At 63.2% G+C, this 24,745-nt stretch carries 24 protein-coding genes; 14 read left to right on the top strand and 10 right to left on the bottom strand.

Annotation, left to right across the window (positions count from 1 at the left end):
• Window positions 1-196 precede the first annotated feature (196 nt).
• Entirely contained in the window at window positions 197-793 is a 597-nt protein-coding gene (locus MAMT_RS07475; RefSeq protein WP_142660359.1) for a hypothetical protein, read from the top strand.
• Window positions 794-895: 102 nt separating this feature from the next.
• Here MAMT_RS07475 and MAMT_RS07470 read toward each other — a convergent pair whose 3' ends face one another.
• Together MAMT_RS07470 and MAMT_RS07465 are read right to left on the bottom strand one after the other, a co-directional pair.
• Complete coding sequence (locus MAMT_RS07470; protein WP_142660358.1) at window positions 896-1,297, bottom strand: hypothetical protein; 402 nt, start codon at window positions 1,295-1,297, stop codon at window positions 896-898.
• A 161-nt stretch (window positions 1,298-1,458) separates the two neighbouring features.
• Complete coding sequence (locus MAMT_RS07465) at window positions 1,459-2,001, bottom strand: C-GCAxxG-C-C family protein (RefSeq protein ID WP_142660357.1); 543 nt, start codon at window positions 1,999-2,001, stop codon at window positions 1,459-1,461.
• A gap of 137 nt (window positions 2,002-2,138) precedes the next feature.
• On the opposite strand from MAMT_RS07465, the gene MAMT_RS07460 reads away from it, so the two are divergent.
• Window positions 2,139-2,699 (top strand): DUF3455 domain-containing protein, encoded by a 561-nt coding sequence (locus MAMT_RS07460; protein WP_178087002.1) that lies wholly within the window; start codon window positions 2,139-2,141, stop codon window positions 2,697-2,699.
• A 24-nt stretch (window positions 2,700-2,723) separates the two neighbouring features.
• Here MAMT_RS07460 and MAMT_RS07455 read toward each other — a convergent pair whose 3' ends face one another.
• Entirely contained in the window at window positions 2,724-3,203 is a 480-nt protein-coding gene (locus tag MAMT_RS07455; RefSeq protein ID WP_150003870.1) for a hypothetical protein, read from the bottom strand.
• 16 nt (window positions 3,204-3,219) lie between these two features.
• Window positions 3,220-4,461 carry an NnrS family protein gene (locus MAMT_RS07450; protein WP_142660354.1) on the bottom strand — a complete coding sequence of 414 codons (1,242 nt, stop codon included), beginning with the start codon at window positions 4,459-4,461 and terminating at the stop codon, window positions 3,220-3,222.
• Window positions 4,462-4,782: 321 nt separating this feature from the next.
• Between MAMT_RS07450 and MAMT_RS07445 the strand changes: the two genes are divergently transcribed.
• The 6 genes from MAMT_RS07445 (at window position 4,783) to MAMT_RS07420 (ending at window position 12,237) form a co-directional block, all read left to right on the top strand.
• Window positions 4,783-6,651 carry a sigma 54-interacting transcriptional regulator gene (locus MAMT_RS07445; RefSeq protein WP_246186579.1) on the top strand — a complete coding sequence of 623 codons (1,869 nt, stop codon included), beginning with the start codon at window positions 4,783-4,785 and terminating at the stop codon, window positions 6,649-6,651.
• Between the two features lie 136 nt (window positions 6,652-6,787).
• Complete coding sequence (locus tag MAMT_RS07440) at window positions 6,788-8,341, top strand: MFS transporter (protein ID WP_150003869.1); 1,554 nt, start codon at window positions 6,788-6,790, stop codon at window positions 8,339-8,341.
• Window positions 8,338-9,804 carry an efflux transporter outer membrane subunit gene (locus tag MAMT_RS07435; RefSeq protein WP_178087001.1) on the top strand — a complete coding sequence of 489 codons (1,467 nt, stop codon included), beginning with the start codon at window positions 8,338-8,340 and terminating at the stop codon, window positions 9,802-9,804. Before MAMT_RS07440 ends, MAMT_RS07435 begins: the two co-directional genes overlap by 4 nt.
• Before the next feature lie 17 nt (window positions 9,805-9,821).
• Window positions 9,822-11,096, top strand: coding sequence for an HlyD family secretion protein (locus MAMT_RS07430; protein WP_142660351.1), 1,275 nt, complete (start codon window positions 9,822-9,824; stop codon window positions 11,094-11,096).
• A 103-nt stretch (window positions 11,097-11,199) separates the two neighbouring features.
• The gene (locus MAMT_RS07425) at window positions 11,200-11,790 is read left to right on the top strand and encodes a c-type cytochrome (protein ID WP_142660350.1); all 591 of its coding nucleotides are present in this window, start codon (window positions 11,200-11,202) and stop codon (window positions 11,788-11,790) included.
• Window positions 11,791-11,892: 102 nt separating this feature from the next.
• Window positions 11,893-12,237, top strand: coding sequence for a hypothetical protein (locus tag MAMT_RS07420; RefSeq protein WP_142660349.1), 345 nt, complete (start codon window positions 11,893-11,895; stop codon window positions 12,235-12,237).
• 40 nt (window positions 12,238-12,277) lie between these two features.
• On the opposite strand, the gene katG is transcribed toward MAMT_RS07420, so the two are convergent.
• On the bottom strand, window positions 12,278-14,464 hold the full coding sequence (katG, locus tag MAMT_RS07415) for a catalase/peroxidase HPI (protein ID WP_142660348.1): 2,187 nt from the start codon (window positions 14,462-14,464) through the stop codon (window positions 12,278-12,280).
• Between the two features lie 205 nt (window positions 14,465-14,669).
• On the opposite strand from katG, the gene MAMT_RS07410 reads away from it, so the two are divergent.
• Window positions 14,670-15,671: a LysR family transcriptional regulator gene (locus MAMT_RS07410; protein WP_142660347.1), complete on the top strand. Its 1,002-nt coding sequence runs from the start codon at window positions 14,670-14,672 to the stop codon at window positions 15,669-15,671.
• 8 nt (window positions 15,672-15,679) lie between these two features.
• Here the strand turns inward: MAMT_RS07410 and MAMT_RS07405 are convergent, their stop codons facing one another.
• The 3 genes from MAMT_RS07405 to MAMT_RS07395 all read right to left on the bottom strand — a co-directional run bounded on the left by MAMT_RS07405 (window position 15,680) and on the right by MAMT_RS07395 (window position 18,965).
• Window positions 15,680-16,831, bottom strand: a complete 1,152-nt coding sequence (locus MAMT_RS07405; RefSeq protein ID WP_142660346.1) for an NAD-dependent formate dehydrogenase — start codon at window positions 16,829-16,831, stop codon at window positions 15,680-15,682.
• Window positions 16,832-17,029: 198 nt separating this feature from the next.
• On the bottom strand, window positions 17,030-17,440 hold the full coding sequence (locus MAMT_RS07400) for an RloB family protein (RefSeq protein ID WP_246186578.1): 411 nt from the start codon (window positions 17,438-17,440) through the stop codon (window positions 17,030-17,032).
• Window positions 17,441-17,648: 208 nt separating this feature from the next.
• Window positions 17,649-18,965, bottom strand: a complete 1,317-nt coding sequence (locus MAMT_RS07395; protein ID WP_142660345.1) for an AAA family ATPase — start codon at window positions 18,963-18,965, stop codon at window positions 17,649-17,651.
• Between the two features lie 274 nt (window positions 18,966-19,239).
• Here MAMT_RS07395 and MAMT_RS07390 point away from each other — a divergent pair, with 274 nt between their 5' ends.
• On the top strand, window positions 19,240-19,689 hold the full coding sequence (locus MAMT_RS07390) for a GNAT family N-acetyltransferase (protein WP_178087000.1): 450 nt from the start codon (window positions 19,240-19,242) through the stop codon (window positions 19,687-19,689).
• Window positions 19,690-19,899: 210 nt separating this feature from the next.
• Here MAMT_RS07390 and MAMT_RS11395 read toward each other — a convergent pair whose 3' ends face one another.
• On the bottom strand, window positions 19,900-20,073 hold the full coding sequence (locus tag MAMT_RS11395) for a hypothetical protein (RefSeq protein WP_178086999.1): 174 nt from the start codon (window positions 20,071-20,073) through the stop codon (window positions 19,900-19,902).
• A 296-nt stretch (window positions 20,074-20,369) separates the two neighbouring features.
• Between MAMT_RS11395 and nusG the strand changes: the two genes are divergently transcribed.
• Window positions 20,370-20,924, top strand: a complete 555-nt coding sequence (gene nusG / locus MAMT_RS07385; RefSeq protein WP_178086998.1) for a transcription termination/antitermination protein NusG — start codon at window positions 20,370-20,372, stop codon at window positions 20,922-20,924.
• Window positions 20,921-21,358 (top strand): VanZ family protein, encoded by a 438-nt coding sequence (locus MAMT_RS07380; RefSeq protein WP_178086997.1) that lies wholly within the window; start codon window positions 20,921-20,923, stop codon window positions 21,356-21,358. Before nusG ends, MAMT_RS07380 begins: the two co-directional genes overlap by 4 nt.
• A gap of 34 nt (window positions 21,359-21,392) precedes the next feature.
• Here the strand turns inward: MAMT_RS07380 and MAMT_RS07375 are convergent, their stop codons facing one another.
• On the bottom strand, window positions 21,393-22,220 hold the full coding sequence (locus MAMT_RS07375) for an MOSC domain-containing protein (RefSeq protein WP_142660341.1): 828 nt from the start codon (window positions 22,218-22,220) through the stop codon (window positions 21,393-21,395).
• A 141-nt stretch (window positions 22,221-22,361) separates the two neighbouring features.
• Here MAMT_RS07375 and MAMT_RS07370 point away from each other — a divergent pair, with 141 nt between their 5' ends.
• On the top strand, window positions 22,362-22,931 hold the full coding sequence (locus tag MAMT_RS07370) for a thioredoxin family protein (protein ID WP_142660340.1): 570 nt from the start codon (window positions 22,362-22,364) through the stop codon (window positions 22,929-22,931).
• Window positions 22,932-23,015: 84 nt separating this feature from the next.
• Window positions 23,016-24,743: an NADPH-dependent assimilatory sulfite reductase hemoprotein subunit gene (locus tag MAMT_RS07365; protein ID WP_142660339.1), complete on the top strand. Its 1,728-nt coding sequence runs from the start codon at window positions 23,016-23,018 to the stop codon at window positions 24,741-24,743.
• Window positions 24,744-24,745 lie beyond the last annotated feature (2 nt).

Below are 24,745 nucleotides of genomic sequence, written 5' to 3'. Positions count from 1 at the left end.
ACCTCCCGAAGCACCGCACGCCCGATCAGCAACGGACGGCGATTTTCTAGGAGGTAATCATGCGAACCCCAACAATTAAGGCCCTAAGCCGACATGCCTGATCGCGTGGGAAGGCACGGGCATTGCTTGCCCAGGAAAGTGGGGTATCTTCTATCTTAGGCGCGACGGCGGTGTGGCCTAGGAAGGAGAAGGCAAGATGGCCGGCATGCTCGCGATTCGCAAAGCGAGAGTCCCGCTGGGAACGGCAATCGGGCTTCTGCTCGTCACCCTGCTAGCCGTATTTGCTTCGGGGGCCGAGCCCGTGCCTGGTCCGTCCCCGGCGGCATCCGCCTCTTCCTGCTCCGCTCCCGCGCTGGGCGGGGTTTCCGCAGAAGCCGGGATACGGGCTCTGATCGGCAAAGATCTCTATCCTGGGGAGAAGATCGAAGGGCTGAAGATCGTCCCGGAGCCGGAACAGTCGAGAGCCGCGGCACAGTGGGAGGTTCACCTCGTCGATGACGGAAAGCACTTCCACCCCCTCTTTCATCCGCCGACGATCATCCTCTACCAAGTCCTGCCCGGGCAGGCACACTTCCCGATGGCCGGATCCGCGCTCTCCCCGACCGCCGCCTCGGCACCCGAATTTCGTACTTGGCAGAAAAAGCTCGCCTTGACACGGAGCCTGATGCGCCAAGTGGTCGTGCTCCGTTGCATGCTCTACTGCCGCCATCAGATGGACGCGCTCGATCAGGACAATTTGCGTTCGGCCGAGCAGGAGCTCTCGACATTAAGGACAAAGCCGGTTGAGCACTAAAGGCGGCAAGCAGGGAGTGGCAAAAAGAAAGGGGCTCGGGCGCTCACCGAGAACGTGGGCAGCCGCTCAAACCCCTTGTTCGGTTTTCCTTGCCGATCGAGATTACTTCGCCGCGTGCATTTCTTCGAGCCGATCGATATAGGCGAGCGCCTCCGTCGCTAATTTGTGCGTATAGGTCATCTCCTTACTTTCCCCCGCTCCCTTTTCGTGCAGCTCTGTCATCACCTTACTCTGCAGCACGCTCTTTACGAGCGCCTTCCCTTCTCGAATCATGCCTTTCCCGTGCTCGACGGCCTGCTCATCGATGCCAGGAGCCATATTCATCTCGCCGAGCATCGCCAGGTTGCAACCCTCGGCCGCCATCTGCACCGCATGATTGATGACCAGATGCATGTGATGGAGCTGCATCGAGGCTCCCTGGTGCTCTTGGGCCTGGAGAGGCTGGACGGCCGATCCGATCCCCAGGAGTGCAATCGACGCCAAGAGGAGAGTTAACTTCTTCATCGTTTCTCCTTCTGTTTCATGGTTTCGTCGCTTCCTTCCGTTTGGAAAAGAAGCACTTATTAGAAAGCTTAGCACAAACGTTTCTCTTACGAAGAAAAAGTTGCAACCGTCGCGGCGAATCTAAAGCTTCTCCTTCAGGAGTTTCCATGGATGCGCGAACGCTATGCCTCTCGAAGAGCGGAATGCGCGGTCGAAGCCGGATCCGCTTTCACCTCCTCCTGAAGAACCTGGAGCAGCATCTTCGCCGTTTCCCCGGTGAGGGAGACGCAGTGCTCCAGATGAGAAGGAGTACCCCACTCGATCTTCCGAGTAAGCCACTTACAGCAATTGGCCTTGTAGCGTTCTTTGAAAAGAGCTTCCAGCTTTTGGATCGCTCGGTCTACTTCCGAGTGATGCCCGTGATCGCGTCCACCCCCGCGGAGTTGGTGTCCTCCCCGGCTCTCGGAGAGGAGAAGGCCGAGGAAGACCGATGCGCCGTTGACGGCGCCGCAAAGGCACCGGGTCTGACCGAGCCCTCCGCCGAAACCCCTCACGTAGCGGAGATCCACGGGAACGCCGAGCGCCTCGCTGAAGGCCAGCAGCATCGATTCGGCGCAGTGAAAGCCTCCTTTTCCAAAGAATTCCTCCGCCTTGCTTGCGACCGTTTCGGGGGTCAGGGAGGCCACGCGCTCCTGCCACGGCGGATTAGGAAGGCCCTGGTTCATTACCCAAGGCTATTGTCGCCAGAACCGGATTCAAGGAGAATCGTTGAGGACGTCCCACGGGAAGGACTCGCTCTCGAAGAGCTTGACAGCTCGGCGCCTCTTCGGATTCTCTTTTCTTGGTGAGAAGAGGAGCGAGAGTGGGGATTTCTTTGTGCCGGAGGCAGTGCCGGCTTCTCGCCGGTTGCCTTTTCTCCTTCCTGTTCGCTCTACCGCTCTTGGCAGAGACTCCTTCGCGGGAGCCGAGCCTTGACCTCCCTTCCGACTCCCGGCTCGTTTGGACGGCCCATGCGTCGGGGTTCCAGGTTTACAAGGCTCAGGCGTCGGTACAGTCCCAAGCTTCGTTCAAGTGGGTCTTTCTTGAACCGGACGCAACCCTCCAGGATTCCGCGGGAGCCACGGTCGGCCGCCATTTCCGAGGTCCCTGTTGGGAAGCGGAGGACGGAAGCCGGATCGTGGGATTGCTCCCTCCTTTGGCCCAGTGCCCTGGTCGCGGCCCGACCGACGTCCCTTGGCTGCTGATCGCGGTGCACAGCACCGGCTCGCCCGGAGTGCTCTCGGGCGTTACGCATGTTCTTCGGGTCGCCACTGCGGGCGGGGCCGCTCCCGCAAGACCGCCCGCAAGCGCGGGCGAAACCGTCCGTGTTCCCTACCGGGCCACCTATCTCTTCCTGGGCCCAGCGACCAAGCCCAACCCCTGACCCGCGCTCAAGCGCCGATCGCGCCTAGCGCTGCCGCCTCCCGGCCAGGAAAAAGGCGTCGACCCGGTAACGGGGCTTCGCGGGACCGAACTCCTCCATCGGACGCCAGCCGCGCATCCCGGAAGAGAGGGGAATATCCCTGGGATTATCGGGAGTTCCCAGATAGGTAAGGTTTCGGTTGATGAGTACCAGGGTGTCACACCTATGCTCCTTGGCCACCGCACAGAGCCGTCCCCGTCCCAGGGGAGATGCCCAGACCTCGGTCGCTCCCCGATAGTAGAGCTTCCCGAGAACCTTCCACTGGAAGGAAGGTGCAGCAGCGTAGAAGGAGACCCCCTGATGCTTTTCAAAAGCCGGCGCGGGCGCACTCAAGGTAAAGGCGGGACCCGGAAAGGGCTCCTTCTCGGTCTCCCAGCGTACGCTTCCCGCCGGAACGTCGGTGGGAAAGCCCGCGAAAACCGAACCGAGAATCGCCGCCGCAAACCACCGTCCCACGCGCCCCATTTCGACCACCTCCTCTCTATGCTTCCGGATTTCCCTCGCTCTCGCCCTCCGGTTCGGCATCCGGACAAAGGACGAAGGGGAGCACGGCGAACGTCCAGAGGGCCAGGGCTGCCATCCAGAACAGTGCCGAGACCGAAAGAAGCGGAGATCGCCAGGAAGGGATCTGATCGGCCGCGATTCTTGTCAGCAACGCCGCCATCAGCCCGCCAATGGCAAACTCAAACGGGATGAAGCGGAACTGAAGCAGGAAGCTCCTCCCGCTTAGCCCGTAGACGACGCGAGCGCCTACAGCCAGGATCATCAACCCGACTCCCCCCAGGAAGAAGAGATGGAGAGAACCGGCTGGGGAGAGAAAGGAGGCGAGGAGCAGCCCCAGGAGCGACAAGCCGAGCGCCAGCCGGGAAGCGGCCGCGACGGTTCCCCGGCCCAAGAGCTCCGGAGAGAGGGGCAAGGTCAGCGCGAGATAGCCGAAGGCGGTGGCCGCCCGCAGAAGCCCTCCCAGCAGCCGGCTGCCTCCTGCTTCGAGAAGGAAGCTGGTGAGGATCAGCAGCCCCGCTGCCGTGGCGAGCAGAGCGGAACGGATCCGTTCTCCCGAGGAGTGATCTGCCGTCGGCTGCGCTTTTTCGCTCTCCCCGCGGTAGAGCCGCGGCAGGAAGAAAGCGCTCAACCCGAGAAGGGGAAGAAGAGGCAGCCCTTGGAAGAGCAGAAGCGCGCTGAACTGCTGGACGAGAGGACTCATCCGCATCCCGGCGGTCTTCTCAGCCTGCAGGAAGGCACCCGCCACCGCTCCCAACACTCCCAAGACCACCAGAATAAAACTCGGAGGCGCGCTCGCCTTCCAGGCTCGAAAACGCAGGGCGAAAAAGGTCAGGGGCAGAAGGAGCGAAAAGGCGAAGAGAAGGTCACCCGCCCACTGTCCGCCCAGGAGTTGGAGGACGCTTCCCGTCAAGAGGGAGACGGACACGAGCAGCAGCAGGTTTCCGCTCAACGGCTTGATCTCGAGGAGGCGCGGCAGGGAGGTCCCGAGGAAACCGATCAGAAAGGAACCGACAAAACCTTCGATCATGAGCCGGGGATGGCTCTGGGCCGGCGGAGAAGGAGCCCATCCCAGTGCGGCGAGCGGCCAGACCGCGACCCCCAAAAAACCAAAAACCGTGCCCAGCGGAAAGAGGATCCGGTAAGGCTCCCGCACGCAAAGACGCAGGAAGGCGGATGGCGGGAGCGGGCCGCTGAGCTCAGGTGTCACATCCGTATTCATGAATGCTTCCGAGAAGCCGGCACACCGGCCTTATACCACCCATGCCAATCCTTGTCCTCTTCTTCGCCGGTTCTTTCGGAAAAATGAAAAGGAGCGGGAAGCGCTCTTCCGAGCTTCCACCGTCCGGGCCTCCTGCCCATCGACGGACCGCGATTCCATTCGGCCGATCGGTCAGCCCGCAGCCGAACCGGCGCAGACGGTTCTCCTCCCTGCTCTTCAAGCTTTCTCCCGCCGGAAGAAGCAAGAAAAAACCGCGTCCTTTGCCAAGGCAGAGGACGCTCCCAGATTTGACCCTCTTCTCTCTCCCCTGCTATCCTCTTTATGCTGGCCGCCATCGGCATGACCACCTCCGATCCCCCTCCCTCTCTCGGCATCCCAACCCTCCCGCGGACCGATCTCCTTCTCGATCAGCTTCCCGAAGCGCTCTTTATCCTGGATCCCCGCCATCGGGTCCTTTTCTGGAATCGGGCGTGCGCCCAGATGACCGGACTCGGAGCCGAGGAAGTCACGCAGACGAACCGCCACCGCGAAGCCTTCTCTTCCGAGCGGCTTCCCACGCTGGCCGACCTCCTCCTCGACCGCGAGCTCGAGCGCATTCCGGAGTTCTATCCGGCCGGCATTCTGACTCGCTTTTCCGCCGACAACATTCGGATCGACCACTGGTGCTCGTTTCCTTCCGGCGAGCGCCGCTATCTGGCGACTCAGGCCACCCTCCTTTCCGATCCCTCAGGAGTGATCCTGGCCGCCGTTCAGACCCACCGGGACCGGACCGTGCCGCGCTTCTCCGAGGAAAGGCTAGCGGAGAGCGAGGCGCGCCTGACCGCCGTTCTCGGCTCCTCGATGGACGCCCTCTTCTCCTTCCGGAGGGATCTTCGACTCGAGCTTTTCAACCGAGCGGCTGAACGCCTCTTCGGGGTGGCTCGAGCCGATGCGCTCGGACGGCGGGCCGATTCCTTCCTCTCCCCCCGAAGCCGCCGGCTCTTCGCCCGATTCCTCTCTCTCTGCCGGCCCGAACCCGATGCGGATGCGGTCTGGATCCCTGAGGGGTTGAACGGCCTCCGGGAATCGGGGGAGGAGTTTCCCCTCGAAGCCACTCTCACGGCAAGCCGTGTCGGCGAGGATCCCCTCTTCACCTTGAGTATCCGGGACGTGGGCGCCCTCCGCCAGGCCCAGCGCGCGATCCTCCGGCTGCGCCTGGAGAAGGACTACCTCGACGAGCGGCTCCGCCAGGAACAGGATTTCGGCGAATTCCTCACCGACTCCTCCAGTGTCCGGGAACTCCTCCGGGAGGTCGAACAGGTCGCTCTCACCGACACGACCGTCCTCCTCCAAGGAGAGACGGGAACCGGCAAGGAGCTCCTGGCGCGCGCGATTCACCAGAAGAGTCGCCGGAACGACTCGATCCTGGTGAGTGTCAACTGTGCGGCGCTCCCCCCGGAACTGGTCGAGAGCGAGCTCTTCGGTCACGAGAAAGGGGCCTTCACGGGAGCGATCCAAGAGCGCAAAGGAAGGTTTGAGCTGGCCGACCAGGGCACCCTCTTCCTTGACGAGATCGGAGAGCTTCCTCTCTCAACCCAGGCCAAGCTGCTCCGCGTGCTCCAAGGAGGAGAGTTTGAGCGCGTCGGCGGCAGCCGGACGCTGCGGGCCGACGTCCGCCTCGTCGCCGCGACCAACCGCTGCCTGGAACAGGAGGTCCGAGCGGGCCGCTTCCGCTCGGACCTCTTCTACCGGATCCACGTCTTCCCGGTCCGGATTCCCGCACTCAGGGAACGACCTCGCGACATTCCGCTGCTGGCCGCTTCCTTTCTCCGCCGCTTTGCCGCCAAGATGGGCAAGCCGGCGCTCGCCTTTTCCTCCGAAACGATGGAACGGCTCCGGGCCTATGCCTGGCCCGGGAATGTCCGGGAGCTGCAGAACGTGATCGAACGAGCCGTCATCCTTTCCCGAGGTCCCCTGGTGGAGATCGACTTCCTTCCGGTCGCCCTTCCCCCGACTTCCACGCTGCTTGCTCCGCTGCCGGACCGTCTCGAAGAGATCGAACAAGGGCAGATTCTCGAAGCGCTCAAGCAGTGCCGTTGGCGCATCTCCGGTCCCCAAGGAGCGGCCATGCGCCTCGGCCTTCATCCGAATACGTTACGATTTCGAATGAAGAAATTCGGACTACTTTCTCCTCATAGCTCTTCTAAATAACCATTTTTGGTGAAATCCACGATTCTTAGATACTTTTCCACCAAATCCTTCAACCTCCCCTAGAGAAAACGCGGGTTGGCATTCCATTTGCTGAAGGCTCGTTGCCTTGGGAAACGATGCCGAGCCAGCCGCGTCCATGAATGGAGAGGAACTTTCGCGAAAGAGCCGCTTTCTTCTTTCGATCGCCGCGATTGCAGCCTACTTCCTCGCGCTCTTCAATGCGGGAGCCTACAACGCGGTCAATCCCCATGCGATGGGCGCCTTCGGGGTCAGCCCGAGCCATGGCCCGTGGACCATGGCTGACTTTTTCGCCGCCCAAGCCCTCGGCCTCGTCCTCGGCCCGTCGCTCTCGGAGCGGTTCGGTGCCCTTCGGGCCTTTCGCTGGGCGACCTGGACGGTCGCGGGAGGAAGTCTCCTCTGCGCTGCCGCTTCCTCCTTCCCGCCCTTTCTTGGCGGCCGGATCCTGCAAGGTCTCGGCTCGGGCGTCGGCGTCCCGTTAGGACAGACCCTCATCCTGGAGAGTCATCCCGTCGAACGCAGGCCCCTCCTGGCGTCCTTCTGGAGCATGGCCGGGCTCGCCCCTTACTCGCTGAGCCCGCTGATCGGCGCCTGGATGGAAGCCCAGTGGGGCTGGAGGAGCTGGTTCCTGGTGAACGGGCCGCTCCTTCTCTTTCTCGGCGAACTCTGCGCTCTCCTGGGCCCGAGAGTTCCGATGCGCCGGAGACCCTCATGGGATTGGGTGGGCTCCTTCCTCCTCTCGGGGAGCATTCTCTCCCTCCAGTCCGCTCTCAACATGGGCGACGACTACGACTGGTACCACTCGCCCCTCGTCTTCGGCCTTCTCATCGGCGGCCTCGTCGCTCTCGCCTACTTCGTAGTCTGGGAACTGGGGGAGAGGCATCCGCTCGTCGACCTTCGCCTCTTTCTGCGACCCGGTTTCTCCCTCGGCATCCTGTCTTTGACCGCCGCCTTCTTCCTTTTTTTCGGCCTCTGGACGACCCTCCTCGTCCGCCTTCAGCTTCCCGGCTTCGGCGGCTTCACTTCCCTGCTCGCGGCCGAAATCTTCCTCCCGCTCTTCCTCCTCTCCAAGCCGGCAGCCGGATTTCTCAGCCAGCTGCCGCCGAAGGCCCAGCCGCCGCGGTTCTTCGCCTCCATGACCCTCCTCCTTTTTTCGCTCTATTGCTGGCTGAGCAGCTCCTACGACTTCTTCCAGCGGCGTTCCTGGTTCTTCCCGATGCTCGGAACCCAACTCCTCGAAGGCCTCTGCCTGGGAACTCTTCTGCGGCCGATGGGCGGGCTGCTGGTTTCCGGTCTTTCTCCGCGCAAGCAGCTCTACGCGCTCGAGCTGAGCGCCGCCTTCCGAACGCTCGCCTGCGGCCTTGGAATCGTTGGCTTCGGCTCGGTCCTCTACCGGCGGAGCGCCTTCGACCAGGCCCGTCTCACCGAAACCTTCCCTTCTTTTGGAACGCAGCCCGAGGAGATCGGACGGCAGCTCGCAGAGTCGGGCCTGCAGGGCCAGCAAGCGCTGGAGTGGCTCACCCGCCGGCTCCTCCTCCATGTCAACATCCTAAGCCTGGACGACGCCTATCGCCTTGCCGCATGGGGCTTCCTGCTGCTCGCCGTAGGCGTCGCCCTGCCTCCACTCCTCCGCTCGGGCCGACGCTGGCTACTTCGAAATACAGTTCCATGAGGCGATTCCTCCCTTTCCTCCGAGTCGCTCCCCTCGTTTCCGGCGCCCTCGGCCTCTGCGGATGCGCGACCCTTCCCAAGGACACGCCGATCGCACAAAAGATGCCGCTCCCCCCGATGGCAAAGACCCTGGCAGCCGTCAAACCGCTCCGTGCCACCCCGGAATGGACACGGCCCATTTGGTGGAAGCAACTGCATAGCCCCGATCTCGATCGGCTGATCGGCGAAGCGCTCTCCGGAAACCCAGGGCTTCGGGCGGCCGCCGATCGGATCCGCTTCTCCTGGGCGATCGCCGCGCACGAGCGGGGTCGGCTTCTGCCCTCCCTTGAAGGGCGTCCTTGGCTGCTCCCCGACACCCTCGGCCTCTGGCAGGTGCCCGGATCGAGCTTCTTCGGCCCCTTCGGCGGCCGTTCCTTCGCTTTCGCCGACTATGCTCCAGCCTTCTTCACCTACCATGTGGATCTCTGGGGAGAAGACCGATCCCGCATCCGTGCCGCGGTCGGAGAGGCGCAAGCCGCGATGGCCGAGTTCGCCCTCTCCCAGCTCACGCTTTCGACGACGCTGGCCCGCCGCTACATCGAGCTCGTCTCCCGAGCCGAGGAAGAGGAAATTGTCCGGCAGATGGTCTCCGAGCTCGAGCAGGACCTCGCGCTGGCCCGCTCCCGCCACCGCAAGGCGGGAATCGACACCCTGCTCCCGGTCTACTCCTTGGAGCAGCGGCTTGCTGCCGCCCGGCAGCGAGAGAAGACCCTCGAACGGGAGGTTGCGCTGCTGCGAGACGAGATCGCTGCGCTCGCAGGGAAAGGGCCGGACTGGGGGCGGACCATCCCGATCACCCCCGCCTCCTTCCCGAAGCGCTTCCCCTTGCCGGCCTCGGTCCCGCTGGAGCTCTTGAGCCACCGCCCGGATGTTGCCATCACCCTCTGGCGCGTAGAGTCGGCCGCCCAGCGCGTCCGCGTCGCCAAGACGGCCTTCTACCCGAACATCAACCTCGTCGGCTTCGCCGGCTTCCAAACCCTGAACATGGCCACGATCCTGCTCACCCCCGCCCAGGCCTTCATGTATATGGTCGGCCCGGCGATCACGCTCCCGATCTTCGAGCGCGGCCAGCTCACGGCACGGCTGGTCGCCGAGCAAGAGGAGTATAATGTCGCGGTGGAGCGGTACAACGACGCGGTGCTTGGGGCCGCCCGCTCCGTGGCCGACGCGCTCGCCCATTGGAAGGAGAGTGCGGAAAACCTCGCGACCCAGGATGCGGCGCTCTCCGCCGCCGACCGTTTCGCCCGGCTGACCGACTCCCGGTACAAGGCCGGCCTCGTGACCCGGATCGATCAGATCGAAGCCTCCTTGGCGTCCCGGGAACAGTCGCTGCGCCTCTCCAGCCTGACGGCTTCCCACCTCGAATCGGTCGTCGCCCTGTACGAATCCCTCGGAGGCGGCTACCAGTCCCCAGCCACCCCGTAACCGCGCGGCTCCGACCCATGCCCGATCCTCCCCTGCTCGAACGACTCGCGCTGCTCTGGAGACGAATCGTACCCCCTCGGGAGAGGGAGCCCAGGAGCAGGCTCCTCACCCTGGAGGAAGTTCGGTCCCGCCGGTTGCGCCTTCTCACGGGCGGCTTCGCGGTTCTGGCCTTGGGGCTCCTCCTCTACTGGCTCTTTTGGGGACGCTTCTGGGTGGCCACCAACGATGCCTACGTGAGCGGCAACCTGGTCCCCCTCAAAGCCCAGGTGGCGGGGACCGTCACCGAGGTCCGCACCGACTCGACCCGGTATGTCCGGAAGGGAGAGCTCGTGGTCCGACTCGACGGAGTCAAGACCAAGGTCGCTCTCCAGCGCGCCGAGGCGGAGTTGGCCGATGCGGTGCGCCGGGTCGAAACCCTCTTTCGCCAGGCAGCGACCCTCCGCAGCCGGGTCTCGGCCCAGCAGGCGGTCCTCTCCCGGATCGGCTCCGACCTTTCCCGCTATCGGAGCGTAGTCCGCGAGGGCGCCGTCTCCTTCCAGCTCGTGGAGGATACCGAATGGCAGCTTCGGGAGGCCGAAGCCGTCCTTCGCGATCTCGAGGACCAGTTCGCCAGCATCGAGGCCCGCATCCGAGGCACGACCGTCTCCACCAATCCTGAGGTCCTCCGGGCGGCCGCGCTCTACCGCAGCGCCTACCTCGACCATGTCCGCCGCAATGTGGTCGCACCGGTCTCGGGCTACGTCGCCAAGCGGGCCGTGCAGCCCGGGGACGAGGTCTTCCCGGAAAAAACCCTGCTCCTGATCATTCCCTTGGATTATCTCTGGATCGAAGCGAACTACCGAGAAGTCGAACTCACCCATGTGCGGCCGGGACAGCCGGTGCGCGTCACCGTCGATCTCTACCCTCGCAAGATCCTCTACCATGGCGTCATCGAAGGGATCCTCCCCAGCGCGGGCAACAACCTCGGGCTTCTCCCCCCGGAAAACGCCACGGGCAACTATATCCACATCGTCGAGCGCGTCCCCGTCCGCATCCGGATTGACCCCAAAGAGCTCCGGGAACATCCGCTCCGGCCGGGACTCTCCTGCGTGACCCGAATCGATACCTGGCGGCGCGGCCGACCGGTCCTCGAGCCCCTCACCGAGATTCCGCCGGGCGCCTTCCGCGCCGACTACCAGACTTCGGTCTACGACGAAGAGGTCGAGTTGCGCGGCGCCGCCGAGGAGATCCGCCGAATCATCGACGCGAACCGGATGCCCCCGGTGCGCCCGGTCCCTTCCGGCGCTCCCTGAGCGGTCTCGGCCACCGGAAGAGCTTGCGCGCTCGACAGATCGATACGGGAAGGGAGAGTTCTTGCCTCGACCTCGCACGGATCTCCTCCTTATTCTCTCTCCAATGTTGCGGAGCCTCGGTTTTCTTCTGATCGGCGGACTCGCCCTTGTCGGAGCACTCACCATCCTGGGGGCTGTTCTCGCGATCCGCCAGGGATTCACCGCGCGCGAAGCTCCACCCGCCTGGGAGGCATTCGTGGCGAAACAGTTCCGTCACCTCTCGATCCCCGAAGAAGCGCGCCTGCAGGAGAATCCCTTTCCGCCAACCCCGGATTGGCTGAAGCAGGGGAGGGAGCATTATGCCGACCATTGCGCCCAGTGCCACGCGAACAACGGAAGCGGCCAGACGGAGATGGGCAAGAACCTCTATCCGCGCGTTCCGGACATGCGGAAGCGGGGGACCCAGCGCCTCACCGACGGAGAGCTCTACTACATCATCCACAACGGGATCCGGCTGACCGGAATGCCCGCTTGGGGAGAAGAGGGCCACGACGCGGAGAGCTGGAAGCTCGTCCTCTTCCTCCGCCACCTGCCGAAGCTCACGCGCGAGGAGGAGGCCGAGATGGAGAAGCTCAACCCGAAGGGCCCGAAGGAGCGCGCGGAGGAGCAGGAGGAGGAGAACTTCCTGGAAGGGGAAGAGAAAAGCTCTCCTTGAACGGAGATCGGGGAGCCGGTAGACTCCGGACTGGCGTCCGCTTTCCGCAACGGCGGGAAGAACACTGGACGGCGAAAGGATTGGAAAACGGGAGGATATACGATGCGTGGCGCGGTTGGAGTTCTGCTTTCCTGCTTGCTCTTCGGTTTCGGCTTGGTTTCGACCTTCGCGCACGGCAACGAGATCCATGTCATCGGGGAGATTGCTTCCGTGGAAGGGAACGTGCTCACGGTCAAGTCGCGGGACGGCAAGTCGGTTCCCGTCGAGCTGACCGACCGTTCGCAGATTTCCAAGGGGAAGACGAAGGAGCCCGCCACGGTTGCCGATCTCGTTCCCGGGGAGCGCGTCGTGATCCATGCCCGCAAAGCGGGCGAGAAGCTCCAGGCGAACACCGTTCAGATCGGTAAGGCGAAGGCGGCTGCGGAGAAGGCTAAAACCGGATCCTGAGCTCAAGAGGCGGATCAGACCCAAACTTCCAAGGGTTCGTTCAAGAGCGCGACAGATCGAACCGGTCGAGGTTCATCACCTTGCTCCAGGCAGCGATAAAGTCGTTGACGAACTTCCCCTGCCCATCGGCACTGCCATAGACTTCGGCCAGCGCGCGCAGTTCGGACTGGGAACCGAAGATCAGATCGACCCGGGTGGCCGTCCACCTCATCGCGCCCGTCTTCCGGTCGCGTCCTTCGAAGAGATTGTCGTCGCCGTCCACCGCCTTCCACTCGGTCCTCATGTCGAGCAGGTTTACGAAAAAGTCGTTCGACAGTGCCCCTGGTTGATGGGTGAAGACCCCGTGTCGGGTCCGACCAACGTTGGTCTCCATCACGCGCATGCCGCCGACGAGCACGGTCATTTCCGGCGCGGTGAGCGTAAGCAGCTGCGCCCGATCGACCAGTAACGCCTCGCTGGGCACCTCGAACTTCTCCTTCCGGAAATTGCGGAAGCCGTCGGCCTTCGGCTCAAGCACCGCGAAGGATTCGACATCGGTCTGCTCCGCCAAGGCGTCCATGCGGCCGGGGGCAAACGGCACGGTAACCGCGTGCCCCGCATTTCTCGCCGCCTGCTCCACACCGGCGCAGCCGCCGAGCACGATCAAGTCGGCAAGCGACACCTTCTTGCCTCCGGCGGCCTGCGCGTCGAATTCCTTCCGGAGCCTTTCGAGCACGACGAGCACCTTGGTGAGCTGCGCCGGTTCGTTGGCCTCCCAATCTTTCTGCGGACTCAGGCGGATACGCGCACCGTTGGCCCCACCCCGCTTGTCGGAGCCGCGAAAGGTCGAAGCCGACGCCCAGGCCGTCGCGACCAGCTCCCGCACCGTCAGCCCCGACGCCAGGATCTTGACCTTGAGCGCCGCAACATCCTCCGCGTCCACCAGCCGGTGATCGATGGCGGGGATCGGGTCCTGCCAAAGAAGGTCTTCCTTCGGAACTTCGGGGCCGAGGTAGCGAGCCCGGGGGCCCATGTCCCGGTGGGTCAGCTTGAACCAGGCTCGGGCGAACGCATCGGCGAAGGCATCCGGATGCTCGTAGTAGAAGCGCGAGACCTTCTCGTACGCCGGGTCGAACCGGAGCGAGAGATCGGTAGTCAGCATGGTCGGACGGCGTCTCTTTCCGGAGTCGAATGGGTCGGGAATGACCTCCGGCGCATCCTTGGCGATCCACTGCCAGGCGCCTGCCGGGCTCTTGCCCAGCTCCCACTCGTACTCGAAGAGAAAGTGGAAGAAATCATTACTCCACCGGGTCGGGGTCCTGCTCCAGATGACCTCCAGACCGCTGCCGATCGCATCGGTGCCCTTACCGCTGCGGAAGCGGCTTCGCCAGCCCAGACCTTGCTCGGTAATATCCGCCGCCTCCGGCTCTGGACCCACGAAAGAGGCGGGGCCGGCACCGTGCGTCTTGCCGAAGGTGTGGCCGCCGGCGATCAGAGCCACCGTCTCCTCGTCGTTCATCGCCATCCGCGCGAAGGTCTCACGGATGTCGACCGCTGCCGCCACGGGGTCCGGCTTGCCATTGGGGCCTTCCGGATTCACGTAGATCAGACCCATCTGCACCGCGGCCAGAGGGTTCTCGAGGTCGCGGTTACCGGAGTAGCGCTTGTCTTCGAGCCATTTGGCTTCCGAGCCCCAGTAGACCGACTCATCGGGCTCCCAAGCATCCTCACGCCCTCCGCCAAATCCGAAGGTCTTGAGGCCCATCGACTCGAGTGCCACATTGCCCGCCAGGATGATCAGGTCGGCCCACGAGATCTTGCAGCCATACTTCCGCTTGACCGCCCAGAGGAGCCGGCGCGCCTTGTCCAGCAGCACGTTGTCCGGCCAGCTGTTGAGCGGGGCAAAGCGCTGTTGCCCGGACCCCGCACCGCCGCGGCCATCGCCCACGCGGTAGGTGCCGGCGCTGTGCCAAGCCATGCGAATGAAGAGCGGCCCGTAATGGCCGAAGTCCGCAGGCCACCAGTCCTGCGAGTCGATCATCAGCGCGCGCAGATCCTGCTTCACCGCATCCAAGTCGAGGCTCCGGAACTCGTTCGCATAATCGAAGTCCGCACCCATCGGGTTCGACAAGAGGGAGTTCTGGCGCAGGATCTTTAGATCGAGCCGCTTGGGCCACCAGTCCTGGTTGGTCTGGATGCCGCCCGTGGCGGCGGTCTGGTGGAAAGGACAGTTCGATTCAGTCGTCATCGGTTCTCCCTCCCTTCGGTGCGCAGGCGTGTGTTGTAATTGCTATCCTATATCATTCAAGCGAACGAGCACAATGCATTTTTCCGATGGAGGGGATCGGATATCCCCAGGAAGCTGGCCTGCCTTTCTTGCAAGCGGCTTGCCCGGGATGACCACGGCTTTCGATTGCCTCGGTAAAGAGGTGACGGATAAGATGTAGTCTTTAGTGGACATCACCCCCGATTCTCACAGCCGGGACGGACGCGGCACGAGCAAGATCGCCGATGGAGAAGCCTCCGACCTTCCCGATCTCCAACCGAGCCACCTGTTGGCTTTTGCGCTGATCACCGAGCTTGGCAGCGTAAGCCTGGCCGCCCGCCGCCTTCACGTCGTCCAAGCAGCCGTGTCGGCTCAGTTGCGGAGACTGCGGGAGGCCGTCGGCGACCCCCTCTGCCGTTTCGAGCAGGGCCATCTTCATCTCACTCCCGCCGGGGAGGAGCTCCGCAAGCACGCCCTCCGGGTATCCGAAGGGGTCGCGGCGGCCCGCGAATTCGCCCGGCGGTTGCAGAGGCGGATCGAAGGCCGGCTCCGGATCGCCCTGACCGTCACGATCGGGAGCTACTACCTCCCCTGCCCCTTGGTCGCTTTTCAGGATCGGTACCCGGGCATCCGGGTCGAGATGGAGACCGGATCCTCCCGGGAGATTGTGGGGCGCGCGGAGGATTTCGACCTGGTCTTTGTCGAGGAACCACTGGAGGGGAGCGCTCCGCCGGATTACGTCCGCACGCCTTGGATCCGGGAAGAGATTCTGCTCGTGGTCCAGCGGAAGAGCCGGCTTGCGCGCGACTTTCCCGCAGGCGTGGCGCTCCGTCACCTACAAGGGGAAAAGGTCCTCTGGCGGGAAGCCGACTCCGGGGTCCGCCGGGCGGTCGAGAGAGCCTTCGGCACGCTGCGGATCGAGCCTCCGGGCCATACCGAGCTACCCAGCGCGCAGGGTCTCATCGAAGCCGCCCGGGCGGGACTCGGGATCGGCTTTGTCGCGGCGAGCGTCCTCTCGGGGGAGGATCCCGAGCTTGCCGCGCTACGGATCAACCCTCCCGAGGGATTGTGGTGGCGCCTCGCCATCCTCGCTCCCCCTCCGGCGCAACGCTCTGCGGCCGCCGCCGCGTTCCTGGATCAGCTCCAGCAGAGTTCCGACCCGATGGCCCACGGCGACGTTCCGGTTTGAAGAGGCGGCTAAACGCTGTACGAGCGGGCGCCCACGCCGGCCAGCTTCCCCCCTTCGGTGATCAGGTATTCCTTGCGGATCGGCTTCCCGGCGAACCAGCATTCCAGGATCTCCCGCACTCCGGCCGCATAACGGGCCTGGGCGGAAAGAGTCGTCCCCGAGATGTGCGGAGTCATCCCCTCATGCGGCATCGTCCGCCACGGATGATCCTTGGGAGCCGGCTGCGGAAACCAGACATCTCCCGCATAACCCGCGAGTTGACCGCTCTCCAAGGCCCGGACGATCGCATCCCGGTCGCAGATCTTCGCCCGAGCCGTGTTGACCAGATAGGTTCCCCGTTTCATCTTGGCCAGCATCGCGTCATTGAAGAGATGCTCGGTCTCCGGATGGAGCGGACAGTTGATCGTGACGACGTCGCAGTGGGGAACCATCGACGCCGCGTCGGGATGGTAGGTGAGGCCCAGTTCCGCCTCGATCTCCGGAGCCACCCGATGCCGATCCGTGTAATGGAGACCGACATCAAACGGCTTGAGCCTCCGCAGCACCGCCAAGCCGATCCGGCCCGCCGCCACGGTCCCGACCTGCATTCCTTCGAGGTCGTAAGCGCGCTCCACGCAGTCGGCGATGTTCCAACCCCCGCCCCGCACCCAGTCGTGGGAAGGCAGATAGTTGCGGACCAGGGAGAGGATCATCATCACCACATGCTCGGCCACGCTGATGCTGTTGGAAAAGGTCACCTCCGCCACGGTGATGTTCCGCTCGTTGGCCGCCTTCAAGTCGACATGGTCCGAGCCGATCCCGGCCGTGATCGCCAGCTTGAGCTTCGGCGCCCGGGCAATCCGCTCCTTGGTCAGATAGGCGGGCCAGAAGGGCTGCGAAATCACCACATCGCTGTCGGGGAGCTCCTTCTCGAAGCGCGAGTTCGGTCCGTCCTTGTCCGAGGTCACGACCAGCGAGTGTCCCCGTTCCTCCAGGAACCGCCGCAGGCCCAGCGCCCCGGAGACGCTGCCCAAAAGCTCGCCGGGCTGAAAGTCGACTCTTTCCGGATTCGGTACCGTCTGGCCATCCGGGTAACGCTCGATCGCCGGGACCGTCTCCCGGGCATAGACAGGGGGATATCCCTTCACGGGATCATCGTAGAGAACGCACAGGATCTTCATTTTTTCTCTCCATCATTGTTTCCCAAAAAGGCCGCTCTCCCATCCGGGACGACCTCTCCCAAAACATAAGCGCTTAAGCGCTGATGATGGAAATAATGGTTTCTTATGATCCGATCGCGTTTCGTTATGGCCAGGAAGCTGGGGATCCCTTTCGGAAGGCTTTTGCCAAGAGCGAAGAGCGGGAGGAGACGCCGACCGTCAAGGGGGCGAGTAACCCAGAATGCTTTCGACCAGCTTGTAAACCGTCGTGCCGAAGGATCGCGGCCAATCCTCGCAGGGAGGAACGTCGCGCTCCTTGGCTCTCTTTATGGCGTCGAGGATTCGCTCCCGGGTGAAGCGGCGTGGATCGATCCTTTTGTCGTAATTCGGAAGGTGCGTCCGCAAGCGGTGATTGCAATCGCTTGAACGGGTTACGCCATTTCCCTTCTCGAAATGAAGCAGCAACCAATACTCGAACTTCGGGTTGCTTACCGCAAAACCGTAATTCTGGCTCTGCCCTGCCCATGCATGAAGTTCGGCCAACTGCGGATCCGTCCACTGATCCTTGTCCACCACGAGCCAGGCCTCGTCGGTGGACTTCAGCCGTTCCTTTTGCAGATAACACCTCATCCGTTTCAAGACTTGCCGGGGCGAGCTTTCGCGACCGACCTTGAGGCAGTGCACTCGGATCGGCGATCCCCCTTAAACAGGGAAAAGTACTGCGGTTCGGTCCGCTCACCTTCGGCCGCAATCACGTAGAGCTTCCGGTAAGGGAGCTCACGCCCACATCTACGAAATTTCCGCATTTTGCGCCGCACCCGCCTACCCCCCTCGTCTCCTAGAGGCACGAGTCGCTCAAAGCGCCTTGCAAGAGAATCCGGGGAATCCCCCCCAGTCGACCCTGCAAGTAGCTCTTCCGGATATCCTTGTCGTAGCGGACGTCCTTGTAGTCGCTGAACGAAAACAGCTTGGAGACCCCGCCGGCATCCCTCTCCGTCACCCACATTTCGTCGCGGCGCAGGAGTTCCTGGTCCATGAGCAGGACGTCATGGGTCGTCAAGAGCAGCTGCCTTCTGCTCTGGGTGGAGCAGCCCGCAAGATAGGCCTCGACCAACCGGCGGATGAGCAGGGTGTGCAGGCTGCGGTCCACCTCATCGATCACATAGACCCGCTTCGAATCCTGGTCCGACAGATCCAAAAAAGCGGGAAGGAGGTCGATGACCCGTTGGGTGCCATCCGATTCCTGACCGAGGTTGAACCTCGCCTCCCCACCATCCGCCTTCGGATGATACGCGACGACCTTCTGGACGGTAAGCTTTCCGGCTTTGCGGCTCACGACCAATTGTTCCGCTGGGCTATAAGGCAAGTAGACGGTTTTGCCCTCTGCCAGCCGCTCGAGATCGCTCCGAACCTTTTCGAGAAGCGGAACCGCCTCTAGCGGAATCTCCTCCCCGCCCAGGCGGGCGATCCCGGTATCGAGCTCCCATAGCTTTTCCGCCACGGCCGAAGAAAGCCGTTCCTCCGGATCGAGCAACCGTGCCACGCCAGCAAAGCGTGAATCGGGTCCGATGAGCACGAGGTTCTTCCGGAACCAGTCATAGACTGGTCGGAACCGAACCACTTTCTGGGATACGGAGTTGCTCAGGAAAAGCTGATTTTCCCGGGTTCCTTCAAAGACAAATTGGAGACGCGGATCCTCCGCGAGGATCTGGTCAAAATTGGGCTTCCCGTTACGCCGGTCGTAAAGCACCGTTTCCGTTCTGGCGCCGTTGACCACCAGCTTTTCCTCCACCACCTCCTTTTGGGTCACCGCAAAGCTGAACTCGTAGATGGTCTCGTCGATCAGCAGTTCGAAGCGGAAACGCGACGGTTGCTCCACCCATTTCGCATCCTGTCCGAACGGCACGACCGGGATCACGTCATCCGGGTCGATTCTTTGGACGACCAGCCTCTTTGCGAATTGCAGCGCTTGAAAGAAGTTGCTCTTGCCGGACGCGTTGCCGCCGTAAAATGCGGCGATCGGCAGTACCCTTGTCCGGTATTTGCGAACCTGGGGCACCCGGTTTCCATGCTGGCGTTCCGAGCTCGCGACCATCGAAAATTCGACCCGATCGCGGAAGGACTTCCAGTTTTCCAGAGCGACTTTGACGATCATGACATCTCCCAAGCGACAGTCGCCGCGTTCCAACGGAATCTTGCGCCTTTTTTAGTCAAACTGCCACAGCAAACGAGCAATTATCTCATTAGCCGCAACCTCCACGAAGGCGAGCTGCCCGGCGAGACCGCTTCGCCCGTTGTAAGAGTCAGCCGCAATGGCAGCTCGAAGAAACTCCGGTCCCAAGGGAAACCGAGGGAGCAGAGCGCGTTGCCTGTCTGCGACATTGTTCGGCCGGGAAGGGCGAGCTACAAAGACGGAGTTGAACCTGAGAATGGCAACGAGCGAGGACATCCCGGTCCTCGTCCGTCTCCTGGAAATCCTCTTCTCCCAGGAAGAGGAATTTACGCCGAATGGCGCACTCCAGGAGCAGGGCTTACGGGCGATCCTCTCCGATCCGCAGATCGGAGAAATCATGCTCGCAGAGGAAGACGGACGACCGATCGGGATGGTGAGCCTTCTCTACTCGGTTTCCACCGCCCTCGGGGCTCGCGTCGCCATCCTGGAAGACATGGTCATCGATCCGGCTCGACGGGGAGCCGGGGTCGGCAGCGCCCTTCTCGCGAGGGCGCTTCAGCTCTGCCGGGAACGGCAATGCGCTCGAGTGACTCTGCTCACCGATGCCCGGAACGCAGAGGCCCGGGGGTTCTACGAGAAGTTCGGGTTCACCCAATCGACGATGATTCCCTTGCGACTGGTCCTGCAAGGAACATCAACCCCTTGAGCGCTCCGGCTGGGAGTGCACAGTCCCTCTTCAGGCCTCCCGCCTGCCTGTCTGACCCAGTTCGTACCCGAGAGACCGCGATCCTCGATCGACCCCTCCCCCAGGGCCATGGCTCACGATCGACGGGGAGAGCGTTCCTCTGCAGGAGGAACGGCGCGGGCGGCCGCTTGGACCGCCCGCGAAAGGAGAGATCCGTTTCCGGCTCCGCGATCAGGAACAGTCGCAATCCTTATGCTTATGGACCGCGCAGGCCTCTTTCTTCGCGCACTTTTCCGCACAGGCGCAGGAGGCCTTCTTCTTTGCGAGCATGGAATCGGCGTGGAGCGGTCCGGCGACGCTGAACAACAAAACGGACAGAAGGGAGAGCATCGTCAATGGTTTCATACTGCTTCTCTTAGGGGTCAAAACGGAGCTGGTGCAAGCGTAATGTTTTGGTGCACCGGGAGCAGGCCTGGCGGGCTTCGGCAGGCGGGGAGAGGATCACGCAGAGGGATGCCGCGGCGGGACACGGTAGGACCGCCCCTCCCTTGCGGCCCCGCTCTCTTCCCTTGACGTTTCCCCCTTCCCGCGCTAATCCTCAAGCCGCCGCAAGCAGAGCCGGATCGGTCGCGATCTTCCGGCCTCTTTGTCCGATGCCGGACCAGACGATATTTCCCCCGGGCCTGCGGTTGTGGTTCTGTGTGCAGACGCAACCCAAGCGCGAGCGGATCGCCCACCAATCTCTTCTCCAATTCGAGGATGTGGAGTCGCTCTTGCCCTTGATCCGCTATCGCCGCCTGCGCAAAGACAAGCAGGCGTGGACCACCGAGCCTCTCTTCCCCGGCTATCTTTTTGCCTGCTTCGAGCCGCTCTTGCGCCTCAACGCCGTCCGCTATGCACAAGGAGTGGCGAAGATCGTCCACTTCGGCGGACGCTACCCCTTGATCCCCTGCTCCGCCACCGACCAGCTCCGTCAGCTTCTCGGCCCCGACCACCAGATCACCTTGGAATCCAACCTGGAGCCGGGCATGGAGGTCAAAATCGGCACCGGCCCTTTTCGCGGTCTTGACGCGGTCGTCCGGAAATTCCTCCCCGGCAAGGAACGGGTCCGGATCCTCCTCGATTGGCTCGGCCGCCAGATCGAGACCGAGGTCTCCTCTTCCGACGTCGTGCTCCCCGACTTGCGGGCGACCCGAAAGAGCGTCCTGGAAAGCCTGGGGGTACCGACCCCGGGGAAAGGCAAGTCCGCTTCGTGAGCCCCACCTCCAAACAGACGACTCCCACGCCGGGGATTTCGGGAAGGCGGTCCCTCCGATGGATCGCCTTTTTCCTCTATGCCCTGCTCCTCCTCTCCCTCTCGAGCATCCCGGGGCCCAAGCTGCCGCAGGAACTCAACCACGTGAACGACAAGCTCCTCCACGCCACCGCCTACTCGGGCGCCGGGCTGCTTGCCCGGCGGGCCGTCGGAAGCACGCCTTGGGCGGTTGCCGCCGTTGCCCTGCTCGGGGCGATCGATGAAAACTACCAGCGGCTCATTCCGGGCCGGACGCCCGATCCTCGCGATTGGGCAGCCGATGTGGCCGGCGGCTTCCTGGGATCCCTGCTGGCCGGCTTGCTGGAGCGGTGGCGGAAACAGAAAGGCTGTCTTCTTCCTGGCGCTGCGAACCCGAACGCCACGCCCGGGAAATAACGATAGCGGAGCCAATCGGGCTCGGCTCAGTCGGTCAGCTCTCTTCTACTTCGACCGGGGCTCCGCTCCAGACCCAACCTTCGGAGAGGACCTTCGCGTAGACGCCGACCTCGGCGTGGTTGTGGCGGGCCGCGGTACGAAGAATGCCCGGATCCCGGGGAAGATCCCCTTGAGGAAGGGTCGTCATGACACAACGACCGCAACCCATCGTGATCTCGAGCCGAACCGAGTCGCCGATCCGGATCCGCTTTCCGATCCAGCGATTCTCCACAAAACCCCGCTCTCCCTCCGGGAGGGCGACCACGAAATTGGGCCGAAACCGGCGGGCCTCGAAGAGGCCTTCCGGATAGAGCTCCCGCAGCGTTCGGAGGGTGGCGGTCGTGACGAGGTGGATCGGCGCAGCGTCAAAGAAGGTGCCGGGCGGCATCTTCTCATCGGTCGTCGCCTCGCGGTGGGCCAACCCTTCGATATCGGGCCAGTACTCCTCCAGGCTGCCGGTCTCCTGCGCAGAGGCGAGCAGTGCCACCTTCCTGCCGAAGAGAGCCCCGAACACCTCCGCCGACGAGGGATCATCGCTCCGCCGCCACTCCCCTCCCGGAAGCTGGAAGCGGACGACCGGCTCTTCCGACTCTTCCGGGGAGCGGACCCAAGAAACCGGGAGGTCGAAGATCTTGCCCCATTTCGCCGGGTACTTGGCGCTGACGAACTTTCCGGTCTCCATATCCTGGAAGGCAAAGCGACGATCGCCGACCAGGCCTTGGGATCCGACTCGCACCGCAGCGAGCTCCTCGCCCCGCATCGACTTGACCGGAAAGCGGCGAATGCAGACCAGTTCGCCCGTCTCTTTTTCTACGGTACTCATCGGATTTTCCTCTCGATTGCCTCCATTACCCTTCACGCGCAAAGGCTATCTCCAAGAACGGAATTCCGGCAAGGAAAACCTCTTCGGGGGTTCCATTCGAAAAAGATTTATCCCCCTGCGCCCGCCTCTTACAATCCTCCCATGGCGACCGCATCCCTGATGACCCCCCTGGGCACCCGAGCCCCATTCTTTTCCCTACCCGATCCCTCGGGCAAGTTGGTCTCCCTTTCCGATTTCGCCGGATCCCCGGCCCTCCTCGTGATGTTTCTCTGCAACCACTGCCCCTACGTGAAACATCTCCAGCATCACCTGGCCAAGCTGGTCGCCGAGGTTCAACGCCGGGGCCTTGCGGCGGTCGCCATCAACGCGAACGACCCGGTCCGCTACCCGGACGATGCGCCCGAGAAGATGGCGGAGGTCGCCAAAGAGGTCGGCTATCCTTTCCCATATCTGTTCGACCAGACGCAGGAGATCGCCAAGGCGTACCGGGCCGCCTGCACTCCCGATTTCTTCCTCTTCGACCGGGATCAGTGCCTGGTCTACCGCGGCCAGTACGATGCCAGCCGACCGGGAAATCCGATGCCGGTCACAGGCAGCGACCTCCGGGCGGCGATCGAGGCCATCCTCGCCGGGAAACCCGCTCCGGCCGAGCAGCGACCCAGCATCGGCTGCAGCATCAAGTGGAAGCCCGGGAACGAACCCGGTTCTTGAACGGGAAAAGCGGATTTAAGGGAAAAGAGCAATCCGAGATTTTTTTGCTTGTTTTATATACTAACTCTATGGAGTAATAGGCGCGTGCAATCCAAAAGTCCTGCCGAACAGGTCAAGGAAAACAGCCGGCAACTTCGCGGAACGCTCGCGGAAGCGCTGCGCGACGCGACCTCGACGCATTTCTCCGACACCGACGCCCAAATCCTGAAATTCCACGGTAGCTACCAACAGGATGACCGGGATCGGCGGGCCGAACGGCGGAAGGCCGGTCTCGACAAGGACTGGATCTTCATGATCCGGACCAAGACCCCGGGAGGCCGACTCAGCGCCGCCCAATATCTTGCGCTGGACCGCCTCGCGGAGACGGTGGGCAACGGCACCCTACGGATCACCACCCGGCAAGGAGTCCAGCTCCATGGGATTCGGAAGACCGACCTTCGCCGCGCCGTTTCGGAGATCATCACCTCCGGGATCCTCACTTGGGGGGCGTGCGGCGACGTGGTGCGCAATACGCTGGCCACGCCGGTTCCGAACGCCGATCCGATCTACCTCGAGCTCCAGGAGCTCGCGTCCGACCTCGGTCAGATCTTTCTCTCCCGCAGCCGCGCCTACAGCGAGGTCTGGATCGACGGGGAGCCGCTCCCCCTGGGAGAAGGGGGTCCGACGGAGGAGGAGCCGATCTACGGAGCGACCTATCTTCCCCGGAAGTTCAAGATCGGGATCGCCCTTCCCCCGCGCAACGATATCGATGTCTTCTCCAACGACTTGGGTCTGGTCGCCCACGCGAACGTCCAGGGAGTCGAAGGCTATACGCTCCTGGTCGGCGGGGGCCATGGGATGACCCACGGGCTTCGCCAGACCCAGCCGCACCTGGCCGAACCCCTCTTCTACGTTCCCAAGGAGCGGGTTCGGGAAGCGGCGGTGGCGCTCGTGACCGTTCAGCGGGACTACGGCAACCGCGAAGATCGAAAGCGCGCCCGTCTCAAATATCTTCTCCTCGACCGGGGAATCGACTGGCTCCGCCGGGAAGTCGCCGCCCGCCTCAGCTTTGCGCCCGAAGCCCCGCGCCCTTTCTCCTTCACCACGGTCGCCGATCCCTTGGGTTGGCATGAGCAGGGCGATGGGAAGCTCTTCCTCGGCCTCTTCATCGAGAACGGCCGCATCCTCGATCGGCCGGGTTTTCGTCTGCGCCAGGCGCTCCGGCAGATCGCCCTCGATTTCGGCTTTCCCCTTCGCCTCACGGCCAACGGGAACCTCTTTTTGGCCCAGATTCCGCGCGAGCGGAAGGCCCAACTGGCCGAACTTCTCTCGGAATACGGAATCTCCGCCGCACCCCCGAAGAGTGCGACCCGGAGCCTCGGCCATGCCTGCGTCGCCCTTCCCACTTGCGGACTCTCTCTGGCCGAAAGCGAACGCGTCTTTCCCTCGCTCATGGAAAAGATCGATCGGATCCTGGAAGAGCTTGGTCTTCAGGATGAGCCGATCCTGATCCGGATGAGCGGCTGCCCCAACGGCTGCTCCCGGCCCTACAACGCCGACTTGTCCTTCGTCGGACGAGCTCCGGGCAAGTACGCCTTCTTTGCGGGCGGAAGCCTTGCCGGCGACCGGCTCGCCGGGTTGGAGAAGCGGAGCGTCGGCTTCGAGGAGATTCCCGAGATCGTCCGCGGAACCCTCACGGCCTTCGCGCGCGAACGGCTCCCCGAGGAGGGCTTCAGCCAATACTGGGCAAGAACTCGTCCGCGCGGACCGCTTCCCTCTCCCGACCAGTTCCACGAGGAAGCGGCCGAACCGAAAGTCGTGGCGTCGGCCTGATC

This window comes from Methylacidimicrobium tartarophylax (genome assembly GCF_902143375.2).
Taxonomy (GTDB): Bacteria; Verrucomicrobiota; Verrucomicrobiia; order Methylacidiphilales; family Methylacidiphilaceae; genus Methylacidimicrobium; species Methylacidimicrobium tartarophylax.
This window is presented reverse-complemented; position numbering and strand designations above follow the sequence as displayed.